This is a genomic window from Streptomyces sp. NPDC037203 (assembly GCF_055605065.1).
The window spans coordinates 26,255-42,663 of sequence record NZ_JBVJUC010000005.1 but is presented as its reverse complement, the minus strand read 5'-3'; the positions used below and the strand labels follow the sequence as shown (position 1 = coordinate 42,663).

Annotated in this window: 14 protein-coding genes; 9 read left to right on the top strand and 5 right to left on the bottom strand. The window is 72.1% G+C overall.

All coding sequences use genetic code 11. From position 1 onward, the window contains the following. Window positions 1-205 precede the first annotated feature (205 nt). From ACZ7EC_RS16135 to ACZ7EC_RS16125, 3 genes are all read left to right on the top strand, one after another. Window positions 206-1,024 (top strand): DUF3558 domain-containing protein, encoded by an 819-nt coding sequence (locus ACZ7EC_RS16135; protein ID WP_471062977.1) that lies wholly within the window; start codon window positions 206-208, stop codon window positions 1,022-1,024. Window positions 1,025-1,152: 128 nt separating this feature from the next. Then, the gene (locus ACZ7EC_RS16130; RefSeq protein ID WP_471062976.1) at window positions 1,153-2,004 is read left to right on the top strand and encodes a DUF3558 domain-containing protein; all 852 of its coding nucleotides are present in this window, start codon (window positions 1,153-1,155) and stop codon (window positions 2,002-2,004) included. Between the two features lie 118 nt (window positions 2,005-2,122). Then, entirely contained in the window at window positions 2,123-3,448 is a 1,326-nt protein-coding gene (locus ACZ7EC_RS16125; RefSeq protein WP_471062974.1) for a DUF2637 domain-containing protein, read from the top strand. 50 nt (window positions 3,449-3,498) lie between these two features. Here the strand turns inward: ACZ7EC_RS16125 and lysS are convergent, their stop codons facing one another. Continuing rightward, window positions 3,499-5,238, bottom strand: coding sequence for a lysine--tRNA ligase (gene lysS / locus ACZ7EC_RS16120; protein WP_471062972.1), 1,740 nt, complete (start codon window positions 5,236-5,238; stop codon window positions 3,499-3,501). 210 nt (window positions 5,239-5,448) lie between these two features. On the opposite strand from lysS, the gene argS reads away from it, so the two are divergent. From argS to ACZ7EC_RS16105, 3 genes are all read left to right on the top strand, one after another. Then, window positions 5,449-7,224: an arginine--tRNA ligase gene (gene argS / locus ACZ7EC_RS16115; protein WP_471063598.1), complete on the top strand. Its 1,776-nt coding sequence runs from the start codon at window positions 5,449-5,451 to the stop codon at window positions 7,222-7,224. Window positions 7,225-7,342: 118 nt separating this feature from the next. Beyond that, complete coding sequence (locus tag ACZ7EC_RS16110; protein ID WP_471062970.1) at window positions 7,343-7,723, top strand: VOC family protein; 381 nt, start codon at window positions 7,343-7,345, stop codon at window positions 7,721-7,723. A gap of 46 nt (window positions 7,724-7,769) precedes the next feature. Next, the gene (locus ACZ7EC_RS16105) at window positions 7,770-8,588 is read left to right on the top strand and encodes a DUF4253 domain-containing protein (protein ID WP_471062968.1); all 819 of its coding nucleotides are present in this window, start codon (window positions 7,770-7,772) and stop codon (window positions 8,586-8,588) included. A gap of 59 nt (window positions 8,589-8,647) precedes the next feature. On the opposite strand, the gene ACZ7EC_RS16100 is transcribed toward ACZ7EC_RS16105, so the two are convergent. Then, window positions 8,648-10,102 (bottom strand): helix-turn-helix domain-containing protein, encoded by a 1,455-nt coding sequence (locus ACZ7EC_RS16100; RefSeq protein ID WP_471062966.1) that lies wholly within the window; start codon window positions 10,100-10,102, stop codon window positions 8,648-8,650. A 177-nt stretch (window positions 10,103-10,279) separates the two neighbouring features. On the opposite strand from ACZ7EC_RS16100, the gene ACZ7EC_RS16095 reads away from it, so the two are divergent. Further along, window positions 10,280-11,041: a DUF4232 domain-containing protein gene (locus tag ACZ7EC_RS16095; protein ID WP_471062965.1), complete on the top strand. Its 762-nt coding sequence runs from the start codon at window positions 10,280-10,282 to the stop codon at window positions 11,039-11,041. Window positions 11,042-11,066: 25 nt separating this feature from the next. Here ACZ7EC_RS16095 and ACZ7EC_RS16090 read toward each other — a convergent pair whose 3' ends face one another. The 3 genes from ACZ7EC_RS16090 to hemB form a co-directional block, all read right to left on the bottom strand. Next, a complete protein-coding gene (locus ACZ7EC_RS16090) occupies window positions 11,067-11,702 on the bottom strand; it encodes an NAD(P)-dependent oxidoreductase (RefSeq protein ID WP_471062963.1) in 636 nt (211 codons plus the stop codon). A gap of 20 nt (window positions 11,703-11,722) precedes the next feature. After that, window positions 11,723-12,745, bottom strand: a complete 1,023-nt coding sequence (locus ACZ7EC_RS16085; RefSeq protein WP_471062961.1) for an LLM class flavin-dependent oxidoreductase — start codon at window positions 12,743-12,745, stop codon at window positions 11,723-11,725. 107 nt (window positions 12,746-12,852) lie between these two features. After that, window positions 12,853-13,845 (bottom strand): porphobilinogen synthase, encoded by a 993-nt coding sequence (gene hemB / locus ACZ7EC_RS16080; protein WP_471062959.1) that lies wholly within the window; start codon window positions 13,843-13,845, stop codon window positions 12,853-12,855. A 206-nt stretch (window positions 13,846-14,051) separates the two neighbouring features. Between hemB and ACZ7EC_RS16075 the strand changes: the two genes are divergently transcribed. Further along, window positions 14,052-15,047, top strand: coding sequence for a phospholipase D-like domain-containing protein (locus ACZ7EC_RS16075; protein ID WP_471062957.1), 996 nt, complete (start codon window positions 14,052-14,054; stop codon window positions 15,045-15,047). 207 nt (window positions 15,048-15,254) lie between these two features. After that, the gene (locus ACZ7EC_RS16070; protein ID WP_471062955.1) at window positions 15,255-16,325 is read left to right on the top strand and encodes a lytic polysaccharide monooxygenase auxiliary activity family 9 protein; all 1,071 of its coding nucleotides are present in this window, start codon (window positions 15,255-15,257) and stop codon (window positions 16,323-16,325) included. Window positions 16,326-16,409: the final 84 nt, after the last annotated feature.

Genomic DNA, 16,409 nt, shown 5'->3' with positions numbered 1-16,409 from the left:
AAGCGATAAATGGCTTAAAAGCAGCAAAAAGGAAAAGCAGCGCCCAGCCTGGCGAAAGGGGACCCCGGACCGGCGTTCACCGCGGCGCGTGCGATACACATTGTCTCCAGGCCAGCCCCCGCCGCGGCAAGCGAATAACCAGCGGGGACACTGAGGCGACCATCGCGCGCATCCTCGGAGCGCAGCCGTCGGAAGGAGCCCGCCCGTGCAGCGGAAGGCGTACGTAACCGGCACCGCCGCCCTGCTCGCGGCGCTGCTCGCGGGCTGCTCCGGCGGCTCGGGCGGCGGCGGAGCGGCGGACGACGCCAACCCCGGCGACGCCGGAACCGCCGCCGCCGCGGCCCAGCCCGGCCGCTACCGCACCCTCCCCGAGCCCTGCGGCGCGGTGAGCCACGGCACCCTCGACGCGCTGCTGCCCGGCATCGGGCAGATCGCGGACCCCGACCAGCGGGACAAGGCGTACCAGGGCGAGGCGGAGCTGACGTACGACACCGACCGCAAGGTCGGCTGCCGCTGGAAGGTCCCTTCCGCCGACGCCACCGACCGCCTCTCGGTCGACCTGGAGCGCGTGGTGTCGTACGACAACACGGTCAGCGACGACGACCAGGCGCGGGAGCTGTTCGAGCAGAAGGAGTCGGCCGCCGGTCTGTCCGCCGCGAGCGACGCCCCGCCCTCGCCCAGCCAGAGTGACAGCCCCTCGCCCTCGGGCACCCCCTCGCCCGGCGACTCCCCGAGCGGCACCTCCTCCGCCTCGGACTCCCCCTCGGGCGCGCCGGGCGCCGATCTCCAGCCGCGCACCCTCTCCGACCTCGGCGACGAGGCGTACCTCGACGACAAGCTCGGCACGTCCGGTTCGACCGCCGCGCAGCGGACGGTGACTGTGGTGTTCCGCACGTCCAACGTCGTCGTCACCATCCAGTACGAGGAGCAGCCGATGGCCGCCGGCGCGGCTCCCGACAGCAAGGAAATGCAGGACAAGGCCCAGAAACTGGCCGCCAAGCTGGACGACGCGCTGGGCAGCTGATCCGCCCGCGCGGCCCGCGCGCGCCCGACCGCGAAGGTCCCGGACGGAAACCGCACAGCTCCTTCACCGCGTACGGTGGGGCCCCGCAGGAACCCGCACGAACACCGAGCGTCATGAGTGAAGGAACCATGCAGCGAGTCAAGCGAGACGACCGTGCCCGGCTGGAACAGCGAAACAGGCGTCTGCGCCGTGCCCTTGTCTGCGCGGCGGCACTCCCCGCGGTACTGATCACCGCGGCCTGCTCCTCGGACTCCGGCGATTCCAAGCCCAAGAGCAGCTCCACCAGCGCCTCCAGCCCGGCGGGCGACAGCGCCGCGCCGTCCGCCAGTTCCTCCCCGTCGGTGGCGCCCGCGGCGTACAAGACGCTGCCGGACGCCTGCAAGGCGCTGTCGGAGAAGACCCTGGGCGACATGGTGCCGAAGGCCGACAGCTCGGGCAAGAAGGGCAGTTCGGACGAACCGTCCTCGCGTGGCTCCTGCTCCTGGAGCAGCCTGAGCAACAACGGCGTCAAGGGCTCCCAGTTCCGCTGGCTGAACATCTCCCTGCTGCGCTTCGACTCCGACGCCACCCGCGGCGCGGCGAACACCCAGGCGCACGAGTACTTCGTCAACCAGGTCAAGGACGCCCAGTCGGTGAGCGGTGCGAAGAACGCCAAGGTCGCCTCGGTGTCCGGCACCGGCGACGAGGCGACGTCCGTACGCTACGACCTGCAGAAGAAGGAGGGTCTCTTCAAGCAGGAGACCCTGGTGGCGCGGGTGGAGAACGTCGTCGTCACCCTCGACTTCAACGGCGCGGGCCTCGCGGGCGACAAGACCCCGGACGCCGACGGCCTCGCCACGTCCGCGCAGAAGGCCCTCAAGGAGGCCGTGAACTCGGTTTCCTCGGCCAACAGCGGTTCCGCGTCCGGCGGTTCGTCCGGCGGCTCGTCCCCGAAGCCGTCCGGCACCCCCTCGTCGTCCGCGTCCGCCAAAAAGAGCTGACCGAACGGGCTTACGTCGACCGGCACCACGTGCGTCGTACGCGTGTGCCACCCTGTTGCGCGCAACAACAGGCAACGGGAGGGGAGTACGAGTGGCCGCGCCACCGCAGCTGACTCGGATGCACCGGATACTCATCGGCGTGGTCGTGGGCGGTGCCCTGATCATCGCGGGCATCGGCTTCGCCGGTTCGTACGCGGCCGTCCGCGAGCTGGCCCTGAAAAAGGGCTTCGGGAACTTCGCCTATGTGTTCCCGGTCGGCATCGACGCGGGTATCTGCGTCCTGCTGTCCCTGGACCTGCTGCTGACCTGGATCCGCATCCCCTTCCCGCTGCTGCGCCAGGCCGCCTGGCTGCTGACGGCGGCGACGATCGCCTTCAACGGCGCCACCGCCTGGCCCGACCCGCTCGGCGTCGGCATGCACGCGGTGATCCCGATCCTGTTCGTCGTCGCCGTCGAGGCGGCCCGGCACGCCGTCGGCCGGATCGCGGACATCACGGCCGACAAGCACATGGAGGGCGTCCGGCTCACCCGCTGGCTGCTCTCCCCGCTGCCCACGTTCCTGCTGTGGCGCCGCATGAAGCTCTGGGAGCTGCGCTCCTACGAGCAGGTGATCAAGCTGGAGCAGGAACGTCTCGTCTACCAGGCCCGCCTGCGCTCCCGCTTCGGCCGCGCCTGGCGCCGCAAGGCCCCGGTGGAGTCCCTGATGCCGCTGCGCCTGGCGCGCTACGGCGTCCCGCTCGCCGAGACCGCCCCGTCCGGCCTGCTGGCGGCGGGCATCGAGCCGGTGCTCCTGTCCCCGGCCGCCCCGGCACCGGCACTGACCGCGGGGACCGCGGCGGCACCGGCGGCGGACGCGGTACCGGTGGCGGCGGGGACCGTACCGGCGCCGGCCGCCGCCGCGGAACCGGCCGCCCGGCCGGCCGCCACCGGCCCGGCACCCGCCCCCGCGACCACCGCCGTGCCCACCGCCCAGGCCGCCGCGCCCCACCCCGCCCCGGCCCCGGCCCCGGAGGAGGCGAGCCCCTGGTTCCAGGCGCCGCGGGAGGTCGAGTACCACGGCGGCTACGACCCCTCCTTCGAGCCGCCCCCGGACCCCCAGTACGACCCCGAGGAGCAGTACGAGGACTGGTACGAGGGCCAGCCCCCGGAGCGCTTCCAGCAGCCCTCCGCCGAGGAGACCGGCAGCTTCCCCATCCCGGTGGGCCCGCACCGCACCCGCGAACTGGGCGAGGGCGGCGGCACCCCCGCCGCCGAACCGGACGAGGACGCCTTCTACCAGGTCTTCCGGCAGTCGATAGACGGCAGTTACCCCACGCCCCACATCCTGGGCGAGAACATCCAGGCGACCTACGGCACCCAGCTCAGCCCCGCCGAGCTGAAGTCCCTCGCCGCCCGCTTCCAGCAGCGCCACTCGGCGGAGCTGGAGGAGGACCACATCGCCTGACACACGAGTGAGGGGCCCTCCCGCCGGAGGGCCCCTCACTCATCCGCGGATCACTGGCCGAGCAGCGTCCGCACCCGCTCCTGTCCCACCGCGAGCAGCAGCGTGGGCAGCCGGGGACCGGTGTCCCGGCCCACCAGCAGCTGGTACAGCAGCGCGAAGAACGTCCGCTGGGCGGCCTTGATCTCCGGCGGCAGCTCCTTGGGCGTCGCATCCGCCGAGAACCCGGCCTGCACCTTCGGCACGCCGTAGACGAGGTGCGTCAGGCCGTCCAGCGACCAGTGCTCGGCGAGACCGTCGAGCAGCAGCCGCAGCGACCGCTGGGACGCCTCGTCCAGCGACTTCAGCAGCTCGGCGTCCGGCTCCTCGCGCACGATGGTCCGCTGGTCGGCGGGCACGTGCGTGTTGATCCAGGCCTCGGCCTTGTCGTACCGCGGCCGGGCCTGCGCCAGCGAGGACAGCGGGCGCTGCGGATCCAGCTCGGACAGGATCCGCAGGGCCTGGTCCTCGTGCCCGGCCGTGATGTCGGCGACGGACGCCAGCGTGCGGTACGGCAGCGGGCGCGGCGTCTTCGGCAGCTCGCCGGCCGCCGTGCCGACCGCGCGGGTGTACGCGGCCACGTCACCCGGCAGCGCGGATCCGTCGGCGACCTTGGCGGCGAGCTTGTCCCACTCGTCGTAGAGCCGCTGGATCTCCTGGTCGAAGGCGATCTTGAAGGACTGGTTGGGCCGGCGGCGGGCGTACAGCCAGCGCAGCAGCTGCGGCTCCATGATCTTCAGCGCGTCCGCCGGGGTGGGCACGCCGCCGCGCGAGGACGACATCTTGGCCATGCCGGAGATGCCGACGAACGCGTACATCGGGCCGATGGGCTGCTCGCCGCCGAAGATGCCGACGATCTGCCCGCCCACCTGGAAGGACGACCCCGGAGAGGAGTGGTCGACCCCGCTCGGCTCGAAGATCACGCCCTCGTAGGCCCAGCGCATCGGCCAGTCGACCTTCCAGACCAGCTTGCCGCGGTTGAACTCGCTCAGCCGGACGGTCTCCGTGAACCCGCACTCGTTGCAGGTGTACGACAGCTCGGTGGTGTCGTCGTCGTACGAGGTGACCGTCGTCAGGTCCTTCTCGCAGTTGCCGCAGTACGGCTTGTACGGGAAGTACCCGGCGCCGCCCGCGGAGCCGTCGTCCTCGGCCGCGGCGCCGGAGCCCTCCTCGGCCTCCAGCTCCGCCTCGTCCACGGCCTTCTGCTGCTGCTTCTTGACCTTGGGCTTGGTGCGGTACTGGGCGAGGATCGCGTCGATGTCGCCGCGGTGCCGCATCGCGTGCAGGATCTGCTCGCGGTAGACGCCCGAGGTGTACTGCGCGGTCTGGCTGATGCCGTCGAACTCGACGCCCATCTCGGCCAGCGACTCGACCATCGCGGCCTTGAAGTGCTCCGCCCAGTTCGGGTACGACGAACCCTTCGGAGCCGGCACCGAGGTCAGCGGCTTGCCGATGTGCTCGGCCCAGGACTCGTCCACGCCCGCGATGCCCGCGGGTACCTTGCGGTAACGGTCGTAGTCGTCCCAGGAGATCAGGTGCCGGACCTGGTGCCCGCGGCGGCGGATCTCGTCGGCGACCAGGTGCGGGGTCATGACCTCGCGCAGGTTGCCCAGGTGGATGGGGCCCGACGGGGAGAGTCCGGACGCGACGACGACCGGTTTGCCCGGGGCCCGGCGCTCCGACTCCTCGATGACCTCATCCGCGAAACGGGAGACCCAGTCGGTGGTCTCGGTGCTCTGAGCCACGATCGGCACGTCCTTCTTTCTCCATCGGGCAGCCGTGACGGTCGCACGGCTGACCGCTCCATTGTCCCAGGCGGGACCACTTCCGCGAAAACGCCTTTTCAACGCGTGGGACGCGCTCACCGGGCCCCCCGTTCACCGGCGGACCGGAAAATTCGTTTGGGCCCCCGTGGGATACTGGGCGTGACGATCCATCCCCACGAGGAGAACGGCACCTCACCTATGGCCTCGGTCACGTCCCTCAGCGACTCCGTCCGGCAGCAGCTCGCGTCCGCCCTCACGGCCACCCTGCCGGAGGCCGCCGGCGCGGACCCGCTGCTGCGACGAAGCGACCGGGCCGACTTCCAGGCCAACGGCATCCTGGCCCTCGCCAAGAAGGCGAAGGCGAACCCGCGGGAGCTCGCCACGCAGGTCGTGTCACGGGTGACCACGGACGCGGTGATCGAGGACGTCGAGGTCTCGGGCCCCGGCTTCCTCAACATCACCATCGCCGACCGGGCGATCACCGGGAACCTCGCCGCGCGGTACGCGGACGAGACCGGCCGCCTCGGCGTGCCGTACGCCCCCGCGCCGGGCACCACGGTGATCGACTACGCCCAGCCGAACGTGGCCAAGGAGATGCACGTCGGCCACCTGCGCTCCGCGGTGATCGGCGACTCCGTCGTCCAGCTGCTGGAGTTCACCGGCGAGACCGTGATCCGCCGCCACCACATCGGCGACTGGGGCACCCAGTTCGGCATGCTCATCCAGTACCTGGACGAGCACCCGCACGAGCTGGACCACAAGGCGTCCACCGAGGACACCGCGGCCTCCGGCGAGGAGGCGATGTCCAACCTGGACCGCCTCTACAAGACCGCGCGCAAACTCTTCGACTCCGACGAGGAGTTCAAGACCCGCGCGCGCCGCCGGGTGGTCGACCTCCAGGCCGGCGACCCGCACACCCTCGCCATCTGGCAGAAGTTCGTGGACGAGTCGAAGATCTACTTCTTCTCCGTCTTCGAGAAGCTGGACATGGAGATCCGGGACGCGGACATCGTCGGCGAGTCGGGGTACAACGACATGCTGGCGGAGACCTGCCGCCTCCTGGAGGAGTCCGGCGTCGCGGTCCGCTCCGAGGGCGCGCTGTGCGTCTTCTTCGACGACATCAAGGGCCCCGAGGGCAACCCGGTCCCGCTGATCGTCCAGAAGTCCGACGGGGGTTACGGCTACGCGGCCACCGACCTCTCCGCGATCCGCGACCGCGTCTTCAACCTCAAGGCCGACACCCTGCTGTACGTGGTGGACGCCCGCCAGGCCCTGCACTTCCGCATGGTCTTCGAGACCGCGCGCCGGGCCGGCTGGCTGAACGACGACGTGACCGCCGTCCAGCTCGCCTTCGGCACGGTGCTGGGCAAGGACGGCAAGCCGTTCAAGACGCGTGCGGGCGAGACGGTCCGCCTGGTCGACCTCCTCGACGAGGCCATCGACCGCGCCTCGGCCGTGGTCCGCGAGAAGGCCCAGGACCTCTCGGAGGAGGAGATCGCCGAGCGCGGCGCCCAGGTGGGCATCGGCGCGGTGAAGTACGCGGACCTGTCGACGTCGGCGAACCGCGACTACAAGTTCGACCTGGACCAGATGGTCTCGCTCAACGGCGACACGTCCGTCTACCTCCAGTACGCCTACGCCCGTATCCGGTCCATCCTCCGCAAGGCCGGCGACACCCGCCCCGCCGCGCACCCGGAGCTGGAGCTGCACGAAGCCGAGCGCGCGCTGGGTCTGCACGCGGACGCCTTCGCGGAGCTGGTGGCGGAGGCGGCCGCCGAGTACGCCCCGCACAAGCTGGCCGCGTACCTGTACCAGCTGGCCTCGCTCTACACGACCTTCTACGACAAGTGCCCGGTCCTGAAGGCCGAGAGCCCGGAGCAGGTGGAGAACCGCCTCTTCCTGTGCGACGTGACGGCCCGCACCCTCCACCGGGGCATGGCCCTGCTGGGCATCAGGACCCCGGAGAAGCTCTGACCGCCGGGCCCGCGTTCCGCTGAAGTGCGCCCCTGGTCGCGCGGCGCGTCCCGCGCGACCAGGTGTACCCGTACATCCAGGACCGTGGCTGTCCTGATCGCGTCGTAGCGTCTTTTCCATGACCACCCGGACGACTCCCGCGATCCGCTGTGCCGCCGTCACCTTCGACTGCGCCGACCCCGCCGAACTCGCCCGCTTCTACGGAAAGTTGCTGGGGTACCCCATCCTCTTCTCCACCGACGGCTTCATCCTGCTCGGCACCGAGGGCGCCCCCGGCCTCGGCTTCACCCGCGTCCCCGACTACCGCCCGCCCACCTGGCCGGATTCGGCCCGGGGCAAGCAGGCCCAGATCGAGCTGGGCGTGGACGACCTGGACGCCGCCGAGCGGCGTGCCGTCGAACTCGGCGCCGCCAAGCCTAAGTTCCAGCCGGGCGAGAAGCGCTGGACCGTGCTCCTGGACCCGGCCGGGCACCCGTTCTGCGTGACGACCCTCGCCTAGGGCCTCGCGCCGGTCGTTGTCAGACCCTCCCCCTACAGTCACTCCCATGGCGACTCTTCCCAACCCGCTGCCCCGGCTGGCCACCGATCCCAGCGGCCGCAGCCTGGGGCTCCGACTGCCGCCCGGCAGGCTGCTCGACACGACCGACGACGGCCCCCACCACGAGCCGCTGCTCTGGCTCGCGGACAAGCCGGCCGCCCCCGGCACCTGGGCCGCCCTCGGCACCCCGGCGGCACGCGCCGGGCTGCTGCCGGTGCTGGTGGAGACGGGCGGCCCCGAAGGCGGGCCCGACGAGTGGGAGTTGATACCGGACGACATGTCCTATCCGGGGGACCACGACCCGGAGGAGGTCCTCGCCGAGTACTGGGAGGGCGACGGGGAGGGCGGGGAGAGCGGCGACATGCTGGAGCCGTTCGGCCCTCAGTGGCCCGGTACCGCCCCCGCCAGGAGGTTCGGCATCGACCCGGCCACGTGCGCGGCGCGGGCCGCCGACGAACTCGCCGGTGACGAGCGCCAGTCCGTGTTCCCGGCCCCCCGCCTCGCTCTCGTGCCCGCGCGCCGCTCCGCCGACATCCCGGCCGCGATCGGCTGGACCGGCCCGCTGAACCACGAGAACGACGTGGCCCGGCTCTGCGCGGTCCTGCGCTCCTGGGAGGACCGCTTCGGCATACGGGTCGTCGCGCTCGGCCTCGACGCCCTGCTGCTGTCCGTGGCCGCTCCGCCGGCCGACCAGACCGAGGCCGAGGCGGTGGCGGCGGAGCACTTCGCGTTCTGCCCCGACACCATCGCGCAGGGCACGGGCTCCCTGCGCGCCTACGCCAAGGAGCTGATCGGCGAGACCACATGGTTCTTCTGGTGGGACTGAGCCGCCGGTGACGGTGGCTGCCGGTGACGGCGGCCACCGGTGACCACGCCCGCCGGTGGCTACTGCGCGGGCGCCCACTTCTCGCCGCCCAGCGGGAAGGCGTAGGCGGGGCGCCCGTTGCTGCCGCTGGTGCGGAAGGGCCGGCCCTTGTCGCCGATCTCCAGGGTGCCGTGCCGCCCACCACTGGACCAGGACAGCTCCAGATACCAACTGACGTCGTACGCCGACGCGTTCGCCGTGACGTAGAAGACCTCGGGGTCGGACTCGCTCACGCTGAGCGGGAAGCCGCGCTGCCCGGCCACCGGCTGCACGGCCGGCCGCAGGGCGTCCAGGGCGACGGTGAAGGAATGCGTGGGCACCCCGCCCCCGCAGCCGACGCCGGGGTAGCCCATGGCGTAGTCGTTCCAGGCGAGCGGCGCGCGCTTGCCCGCCATCCGCACCGACATCCCCTCCAGGACCACGGTCTGCTTGCCGCTGCCCTGCACGGTGAGCGTGACGAACTGCTCGCCCGCCGAGACCGCCTGGTGCACCGCCACCCACGCGGGCGCGTCGTTCTCGACCGGCGGCGGGGAGACGTCCGCGGGCGGGCGGTCGATCAAGTAGTGCTGGGAGCAGGGGCTTTCCCAGGAGTACGGGTGGGTGGTGATCGCGAGGGGGGCCGCCGTGGACTCCGCCCCGTCGGCGCTCGCCCCGCCCGGCGGTCCGCTCGGGGCGGTGTCCGGGCCCTCGGTGCTCCCCCGTACGGCGGAGGGCGAGGGGTGCCCGGCGGATCCCGAGGGGGAGGGCGAGGGGCGGTGCCGGGGGCCGGTCCCGGTGCCGGGCGCCGGTGCGCGGTCGGAGACGGTGGCCCCGGTGGAGGCCGCGCCCTGCTCATGGCTCCCCCCGCCGGGCAGCCCGAACGCGAGGGCCACGGCACCCAGGACGGCGGCTCCGGCGAGGGCGGCGATCAGGGCGGAGCGGCGGGGACCGAGGCGGCCGCGGGGAACAGCGGTATCCGGGTCGGGGGTTGGCGCCGGTTCCGGCGTCGCCCCCGCTACCGGCTCCGGCGTCGGCGCGGGACCGCTGCCCTCGGCCACGGTGTCCCCCGAGACCGCCGCCCCGGAGGCGACTGCCGCCTCGCCGGACGCCTCCGCGCCCCCGGCCCCTCCGCTCACCGCGCCCGCGGGGGCCTTCTGGCCGGTGTCCTCGGCGCCCGTCCCGGCGACCTCCTCACCCGGCCCCCCGGCGGCCTCCCCGACCGCCCCCGCGGCCGCCGCCTTCCTCCCCCGCTCCGCGTCCGCCAGCACCCAGCTCCGGTGCAGGGCCACGAGTTCCGCCGGGGACGCCCCGCAGAGCCGCGCCATCCGTTCCACCGGGGCGTAGTCCGTCGGTACGGCCTCCCCGTTGCAGTAGCGGTGCAGCGTGGACGTGCTCATGTGGAGCCGCTTGGCGAGCATGCCGTAGCTGTGCCCGGAGCGGTTCTTCAACTCCCGCAGCCGCTCGGCGAATCCGGTCCCCCCGGTGCTGTCCGACACGGTCCTTCCCCTCCCCCTGTCCCGTTCCCCCGTTCCAGGGGAGGGGCGTTCTTGCAGGTCATCGCCTGTCTGGTCGTTCCAGCGTCCCGGATCGGCGGCCGGGGCTGGCGGGCGGGACGAAACGGCCCGCAGGCTGTGGACATCCAAGCACTCCACGCCCCGGAAGCGAGAAGCGCCATGCGCAACCGCCGTACCCACCGCACCCGTACCCCCCTGCTCGCCGCGGCCACCGCCGCCCTCGCCGCCCTCGCCCTGACGGCGTGCGACAACGGCACCGGCACCCAGGACGAGGGCGCCGCCCGGCACACCCCGTCGGCGAGCGCCAGCACCGGGGCCTCCTCCGGCACGCGGTCCTCCGCCGACGCGAAGGCACCGCAGGGATCGACCGGCTCCGCAGCCAAGGGCACGCAGACCTCGGCCGACACCCACCGGAGCGGCGGCACCCGAGGAACCCACGCCTCCGGCGGCTCCGGCGGTTCCCAGGCCGCGGGCAACCCGTGGGACCCCGAGAACCGCGTCCTGTGCAACGGCTCCGACACCAAGGTCACCGCCCGGGTGCTGTCCCGCCCGCTCAACCACATGCTGCTCACGGTCAAGAACACCGGCTCGAAGTACTGCGACCTGACGTACTACCCGGTGCTCCGCTTCGACGGGATGCAGTGGGCGCCCGGCGCCGACGAGTCGACCCAGCCGCAGGCGGTCACCACCCTCGCGCCCGGCGAGTCCGGCTACGCGGGCGTGCTGCTGTCCGCCGCCGACGGCAGCGGCGACGGCGGGCAGACCGGCCACCAGCTGACCGTGTACTTCCAGGGCAGGACGCCGCACAGCGACGGCGGCGCCACGGCGAACGTCGCCCTGCCCGCGAAGGGCGTCTACTACGACAGCACGCTGAAGGTCACCTACTGGGTGTCGGACCCGTCCGACATCGCGAGCTGGTGACCGGAACTCCCCGCGGAGCGACGGCCTAGTAGGCGACGGAGATGTGCTGCCGTGGATGCGCGTCCCGCTCGATCTCGTCCACGACCGCCAGCGCGAAGTCGGCGCCGGAGATCTCCGACCTCCCCTGCTCGTCCAGCAGGGCGACCTCCCCGCCGACGCGGTACGTCCCGGTCCGCTCGCCCGCGGCCCAGGCGCCGTAGCCGCCCGCGGGCGAGATCAGCGTCCAGTCGAGCGAGCCGGGCGCGGCGGTGGCGAGCCAGTCGCGGACCGCGTCCATCTCGCGCGCCTCGGCCCGGAACTGCTCGGGCAGCTCCCCCTCGGCGAACCGGGGCGCGCCCGGCGCGGGACGCAGCGAGGAGAAGCCACCGATCACGATCAGCCGGGCGCCGGCGGCGTCCGCCGCGGCGGCGATGTCCCGGTACAGGCCGGGCAGCCGGCCCACCAGGTCGCCGCGCGGCGACAGGGCCGCGACCACCGTGTCCCGGCCGGGAACCTGCCGCGCCGCGTCCTCGGCCGCACCCTGGGTGTACGCCACCCCGTCGACCGGCGTCCTGGGCGCGGAGCGCGCGTACGACGTCACCTGGTGGCCCCGTGCGACGGCCTCGGCGGCGATGTGGGAGCCGGTGTAGCCGGTCCCGCCGATGATCAGGATCTTGCGCACGCCGACTCCCGCCGGTCGGGTCAGCGCCAGCCGAGCGCCGGCGCGACATGGGTGAGGATGTTCTCCAGGACGTGACTGTTGTAGTCCACGCCGAGCTGGTTCGGCACGGTCAGCAGCAGCGTGTCGGCCTCGGCGATCGCCTCGTCCCCGGCCAGCTGCTCGATCAGGGCGCCGGGCTCGGCGGCGTACGTGCGGCCGAAGATCGCACGGGTGTCGGCGTCGAGGTAGCCGATGCTGTCGCGGCTGTCGCCGTCGCGGCCGAAGTAGGCGCGGTCGCGGTCGTCGGTGAGCGCGAAGATGCTGCGCGAGACGGAGACCCTGGGCTCGCGCTCCCAGCCCGCCTCGCCCCAGGCCTTGCGGAAGGCCCGGATCTGCGCCGCCTGCTGTACGTGGAAGGGCGCGCCGCCCTCGTCGTCCTTGACGGTGGAACTCATGAGGTTCATGCCGAGCCCGGCGGCCCAGGCGGCGGTGGCGTTGGAGCCCGCACCCCACCAGATGCGCTCGCGCAGCCCCGCGGAGTACGGCTCGATGCGCAGCGGGCCCGGCGGGTTGGCGAACATCGGGCGCGGGTTCGGCTCGGCGAAGCCCTTGCCCTGGAGCACCGTCAGCAGCACCTCGGTGTGCGTGCGGGCCATGTCGGCGTCGGTCTTGCCCTCGCCGGGCGCGTATCCGAAGTACCGCCAGCCGTCGACCACCTGCTCCGGTGACCCGCGGCTGACGCCGAGCTGGAGCCGGCCGCCGGAGATGAGGTCGGCGGCGCCCGCGTCCTCGGCCATGTACATGGGGTTCTCGTAGCGCATGTCGATCACGCCGGTGCCGATCTCGATGCGCGAGGTCTTCGCGCCGATCGCGGAGAGCAGCGGGAAGGGCGAGGCGAGCTGGCGGGCGAAGTGGTGCACCCGGAAGTACGCCCCGTCGGCGCCCAGCTCCTCGGCGGCCACGGCGAGGTCGATGGACTGGAGCAGCGTGTCCGAGGCGCTGCGGGTCCGCGAGTGCGGGCCGTCGCCCCAGTGGCCGAAGGAGAGGAAGCCGATGCGTTTCATACCGCCGTGAACAGCGGACCGAACTGATTGATTCCTCAACTACTGCTCGGCCCGCCCGCGCTCCCGCCGCTCCGGGGCAGCTCCAGCCCGCTCCCCCGCTCCCCGGTTCAGCGCAGCTTCTGCGCCACCTCGGTCGCCCAGTACGTGAGGATGTTCCGCGCCCCGGCCCGCTTGATCCCCGTCAGGGTCTCGAAGATGGCCCGGTCCCGCTCGATCCAGCCCTTCTCGGCCGCGGCCTCGATCATCGCGTACTCGCCGGAGATCTGGTATGCGGCGACCGGCACGTCCACCGCGTCCGCGACCCGCGCGAGGATGTCGAGGTACGGACCGGCCGGCTTGACCATCACCATGTCCGCGCCCTCGGCGAGGTCCAGCTCCAACTCCCGCAGCGACTCGCGCCAGTTGGCCGGGTCCTGCTGGTACGTCTTGCGGTCCCCCTGGAGCGAGGAGGCGACGGCCTCGCGGAAGGGCCCGTAGAACGCGGAGGAGTACTTCGCGGTGTAGGCGAGGATCGCCACGTCCTCGCGGTCGATCTGGTCGAGCGCGTCGCGGACGACGCCGATCTGGCCGTCCATCATCCCGCTGGGGCCGACCACATGGGCGCCGGCGTCGGCCTGCACCTGGGCCATCTCGGCGTACCGCTCCAGGGTGGCGTCGTTGTCGACCCGGCCCTCGGCGTCCAGCACCCCGCAGTGCCCGTGGTCGGTGAACTCGTCCAGGCACAGGTCGGACATGACGAGGAGGTCGTCGCCGACCTCGGCGCGTACGTCGCGCAGCGCGACCTGGAGGATGCCCTCCGGGTCGGTACCGGCCGTTCCCCGGGCGTCCTTCTTGCCGTCCTCCGGGACGCCGAACAGCATGATCCCGGAGATCCCGGCCTCGACGGCCTCCGCCGCGGCCTTCTTCAGGCTGTCGCGGGAGTGCTGGACGACGCCGGGCATCGCGGCGATCGGCACGGGCTCGCCGACGCCCTCGCGGACGAACGCGGGCAGGATCAGGTCGGCGGGGTGCAGACGCGTCTCGGCGACCATCCGCCGCATGACGGGCGAGGTCCGCAGCCGGCGGGGACGCGCACCGGGGAAAGATCCGTACTTCGTCATGCCTTCTACGCTACGCCCGCCCGCTCCCCCTCCTTACCGACGCCCTGTCGGCCCCGCCGCCCGGCATTGAGGGGCAAACCGGAACCCCGATACCGAGTCTTTGCGCCTCCCTGGCCATCTCTGGATCCGGCCGCCTCCCCAGCGTTCTACGCGCGTGGTGTCATGCACCCGACACCCCTCCCCTGCCTCCCAGAAGGAGTCACGCAATGCTGCGGAAGGCCCTCACCCGCGCTGCCGTCACCCTCGCCGCCGGCACCGCCGTCGCCCTCGCCGCCGTCCCCGCGAACGCGGCGACGTACTCGGCGTTCGCCTTCTCCCGGGCCGGCACCGGCCAGCCGGCGATCTACGACTTCATCAACTCGGCCACCAGCAAGCTCGACATGACGATGTACGAGCTGGAGGACACCACGGCCGTCAACGACCTGGTCGCGCTGGAGCAGAAGGGCGTCACCGTCCGGGTCGTCCTGGACCGGCAGCACAAGAGCGAGGACAACGCGGCGTACACGACGCTGGCGAACGCGGGCGTGGGCGTCGTCTGGTCCTCGTCGGCCTTCACCTACACCCACCAGAAGACGATCACGGTGGACGGCACCAAGTCCCTGGTCCTGACCGGCAATCTGACCTCGCAGTACTACACGACCAGCCGGGACTACGGCGTCTTCACCGACGACACCCGCGACGTCGCCGCCATCGAGAAGGTCTTCGACGCCGACTACGCCGGCACCTCGGTCACCCCCACCGACGGCGACCACCTCCTGTGGTCCCCCACCGACTCGCGCAGCCGTCTGGTGTCCTTCGTCAACGCCGCGACCAAGACGCTCGACGTGCAGGAACTGGAGTTCAGCGACAGCACGGTCGTCAACGCGATCGTGGCCCGCGCCAAGGCGGGCGTCAAGGTCCGCGTCGTCCTCGAAGACCCCTCCAGCTACGCCTCCGAGGTCTCCGCGATCAAGGCCGCGGGCGGCACGGTGGTCGGCTACTCCGACCCGAACGGCTTCTACATCCACGCCAAGGCCATGGTCGCCGACTACGGCCTGTCCACCCAGGCGGTGGAGGCCGGTTCTATGAACATCAGCAGCAACTCCCTGAGCAACAACCGGGAGTTGGGCATCATCCTGACCGGCACGGGCGTGGCCCAGCCGGTGGCGCAGACCATCGAGACGACATTCGCCAGCGACTACGCGGGCGGCACGGCCGCGTAACGCCGAGCCCCCACCCAGTCCCCCGGCCCGGCCGGGCAGGCTCCGGCCGCCCGCGCCGGGTCCCACTTCGTCCAGGCCGTTTACATACGATTTACGCGCCCCTATCCTCCGAAATGGGAGCGCTCCCAGACCGCTCGCGCTTCCTGCTTGTCATGCCCATGTCCGCCTTTCGCGCCCGCGGGCGCCGATCTCCGAAAGGTCTCCCCCATGACCAGACGACGCAGCAGGACGGCGGCACTGCTGGCCGCGCTCGCCGCCACGATCTCCGCCTTAGGGCTGGTCCTCCTCGGCTCGGGAACCGCGTCGGCCCACGGCGTCGCCATGTTCCCCGGCTCGCGCACCTACCTCTGCTACAAGGACGCCATCACCAGCAGCGGCGCGGTCGACCCGACCAACCCGGCCTGTGCGGCGGCCATCGCGCAGAGCGGGCCGTCCTCGCTCTACAACTGGTTCGCGGTGCTGGACTCCAACGCCGGCGGCAAGGGCCAGGGTTATGTCCCGGACGGCACGATCTGTAGCGCGGGCAACAAGTCGCCGTACGACTTCAGCGGCTACAACCTGGCCCGCGACGACTGGCCGAAGACCCATCTGACCTCGGGCTCCACCATCCAGCTCCAGTACAGCAACTGGGCGGCGCACCCCGGTGACTTCCGGGTCTACTTCACCAAGCAGGGCTGGTCGCCGACGACCCCGCTCGCCTGGTCGGACCTCCAGCTCGCCTCGACGGTCACCAACCCGCCCGCGTCCGGCTCGCCCGGCACGGACGGCGGTCACTACTACTGGAACCAGGCGCTGCCGTCGGGCCGTTCGGGCGACGCGCTGATGTTCATCCAGTGGGTGCGCTCGGACAGCAACGAGAACTTCTTCTCCTGCTCCGACATCGTCTTCGACGGCGGCCACGGCGAGGTGACGGGCATCCGCGACAGCGGCACGACGACGCCGACCCCGCCGCCCACCGGCGGCACCGGCTCCTGCATGGCCACGTACAGCGTGGACAACTCCTGGAGCGGCGGCTTCCAGGCCACGGTCACCGTGATGAACCACGGCACCGCCCCGCTCCACGGCTGGCACGTCGGCTGGACGCCGGGCAGCGGCACGACGATCAACAGCGTATGGAGCGGCGTCCTCTCCACGGCCTCGGGCGGCACGGTGACGGTCGCCGACGCCGCCTACAACGCCACGATCCCGGCGGACAGCAGCACGACCTTCGGCTTCACCGCGACATCCTCCTCCGGCGACAACCTCCCCGCGGGCCCCCTCACCTGCACGACTCCGTAATCGATCCGGCCGCCTGCGGACATCCCCAGGCGGCCCACCCGGCTGGGCCGACAGCAACGGCATCCGACTCTCTATGGCTTGAGC

Bases quoted from the DNA above. Each gene is read 5' to 3' on its own strand.
- ACZ7EC_RS16130 (WP_471062976.1), top strand. From the start codon at position 1,153: ATGCAGCGAGTCAAGCGAGACGACCGTGCCCGGCTGGAACAGCGAAAC.
- ACZ7EC_RS16125 (WP_471062974.1), top strand. From the start codon at position 2,123: ATGCACCGGATACTCATCGGCGTGGTCGTGGGCGGTGCCCTGATCATC.
- argS (WP_471063598.1), top strand. From the start codon at position 5,449: ATGGCCTCGGTCACGTCCCTCAGCGACTCCGTCCGGCAGCAGCTCGCG.
- ACZ7EC_RS16110 (WP_471062970.1), top strand. From the start codon at position 7,343: ATGACCACCCGGACGACTCCCGCGATCCGCTGTGCCGCCGTCACCTTC.
- ACZ7EC_RS16105 (WP_471062968.1), top strand. From the start codon at position 7,770: ATGGCGACTCTTCCCAACCCGCTGCCCCGGCTGGCCACCGATCCCAGC.
- ACZ7EC_RS16095 (WP_471062965.1), top strand. From the start codon at position 10,280: ATGCGCAACCGCCGTACCCACCGCACCCGTACCCCCCTGCTCGCCGCG.
- ACZ7EC_RS16085 (WP_471062961.1), bottom strand. From the start codon at position 12,745: ATGAAACGCATCGGCTTCCTCTCCTTCGGCCACTGGGGCGACGGCCCG.
- hemB (WP_471062959.1), bottom strand. From the start codon at position 13,845: ATGACGAAGTACGGATCTTTCCCCGGTGCGCGTCCCCGCCGGCTGCGG.
- ACZ7EC_RS16075 (WP_471062957.1), top strand. From the start codon at position 14,052: ATGCTGCGGAAGGCCCTCACCCGCGCTGCCGTCACCCTCGCCGCCGGC.
- ACZ7EC_RS16070 (WP_471062955.1), top strand. From the start codon at position 15,255: ATGACCAGACGACGCAGCAGGACGGCGGCACTGCTGGCCGCGCTCGCC.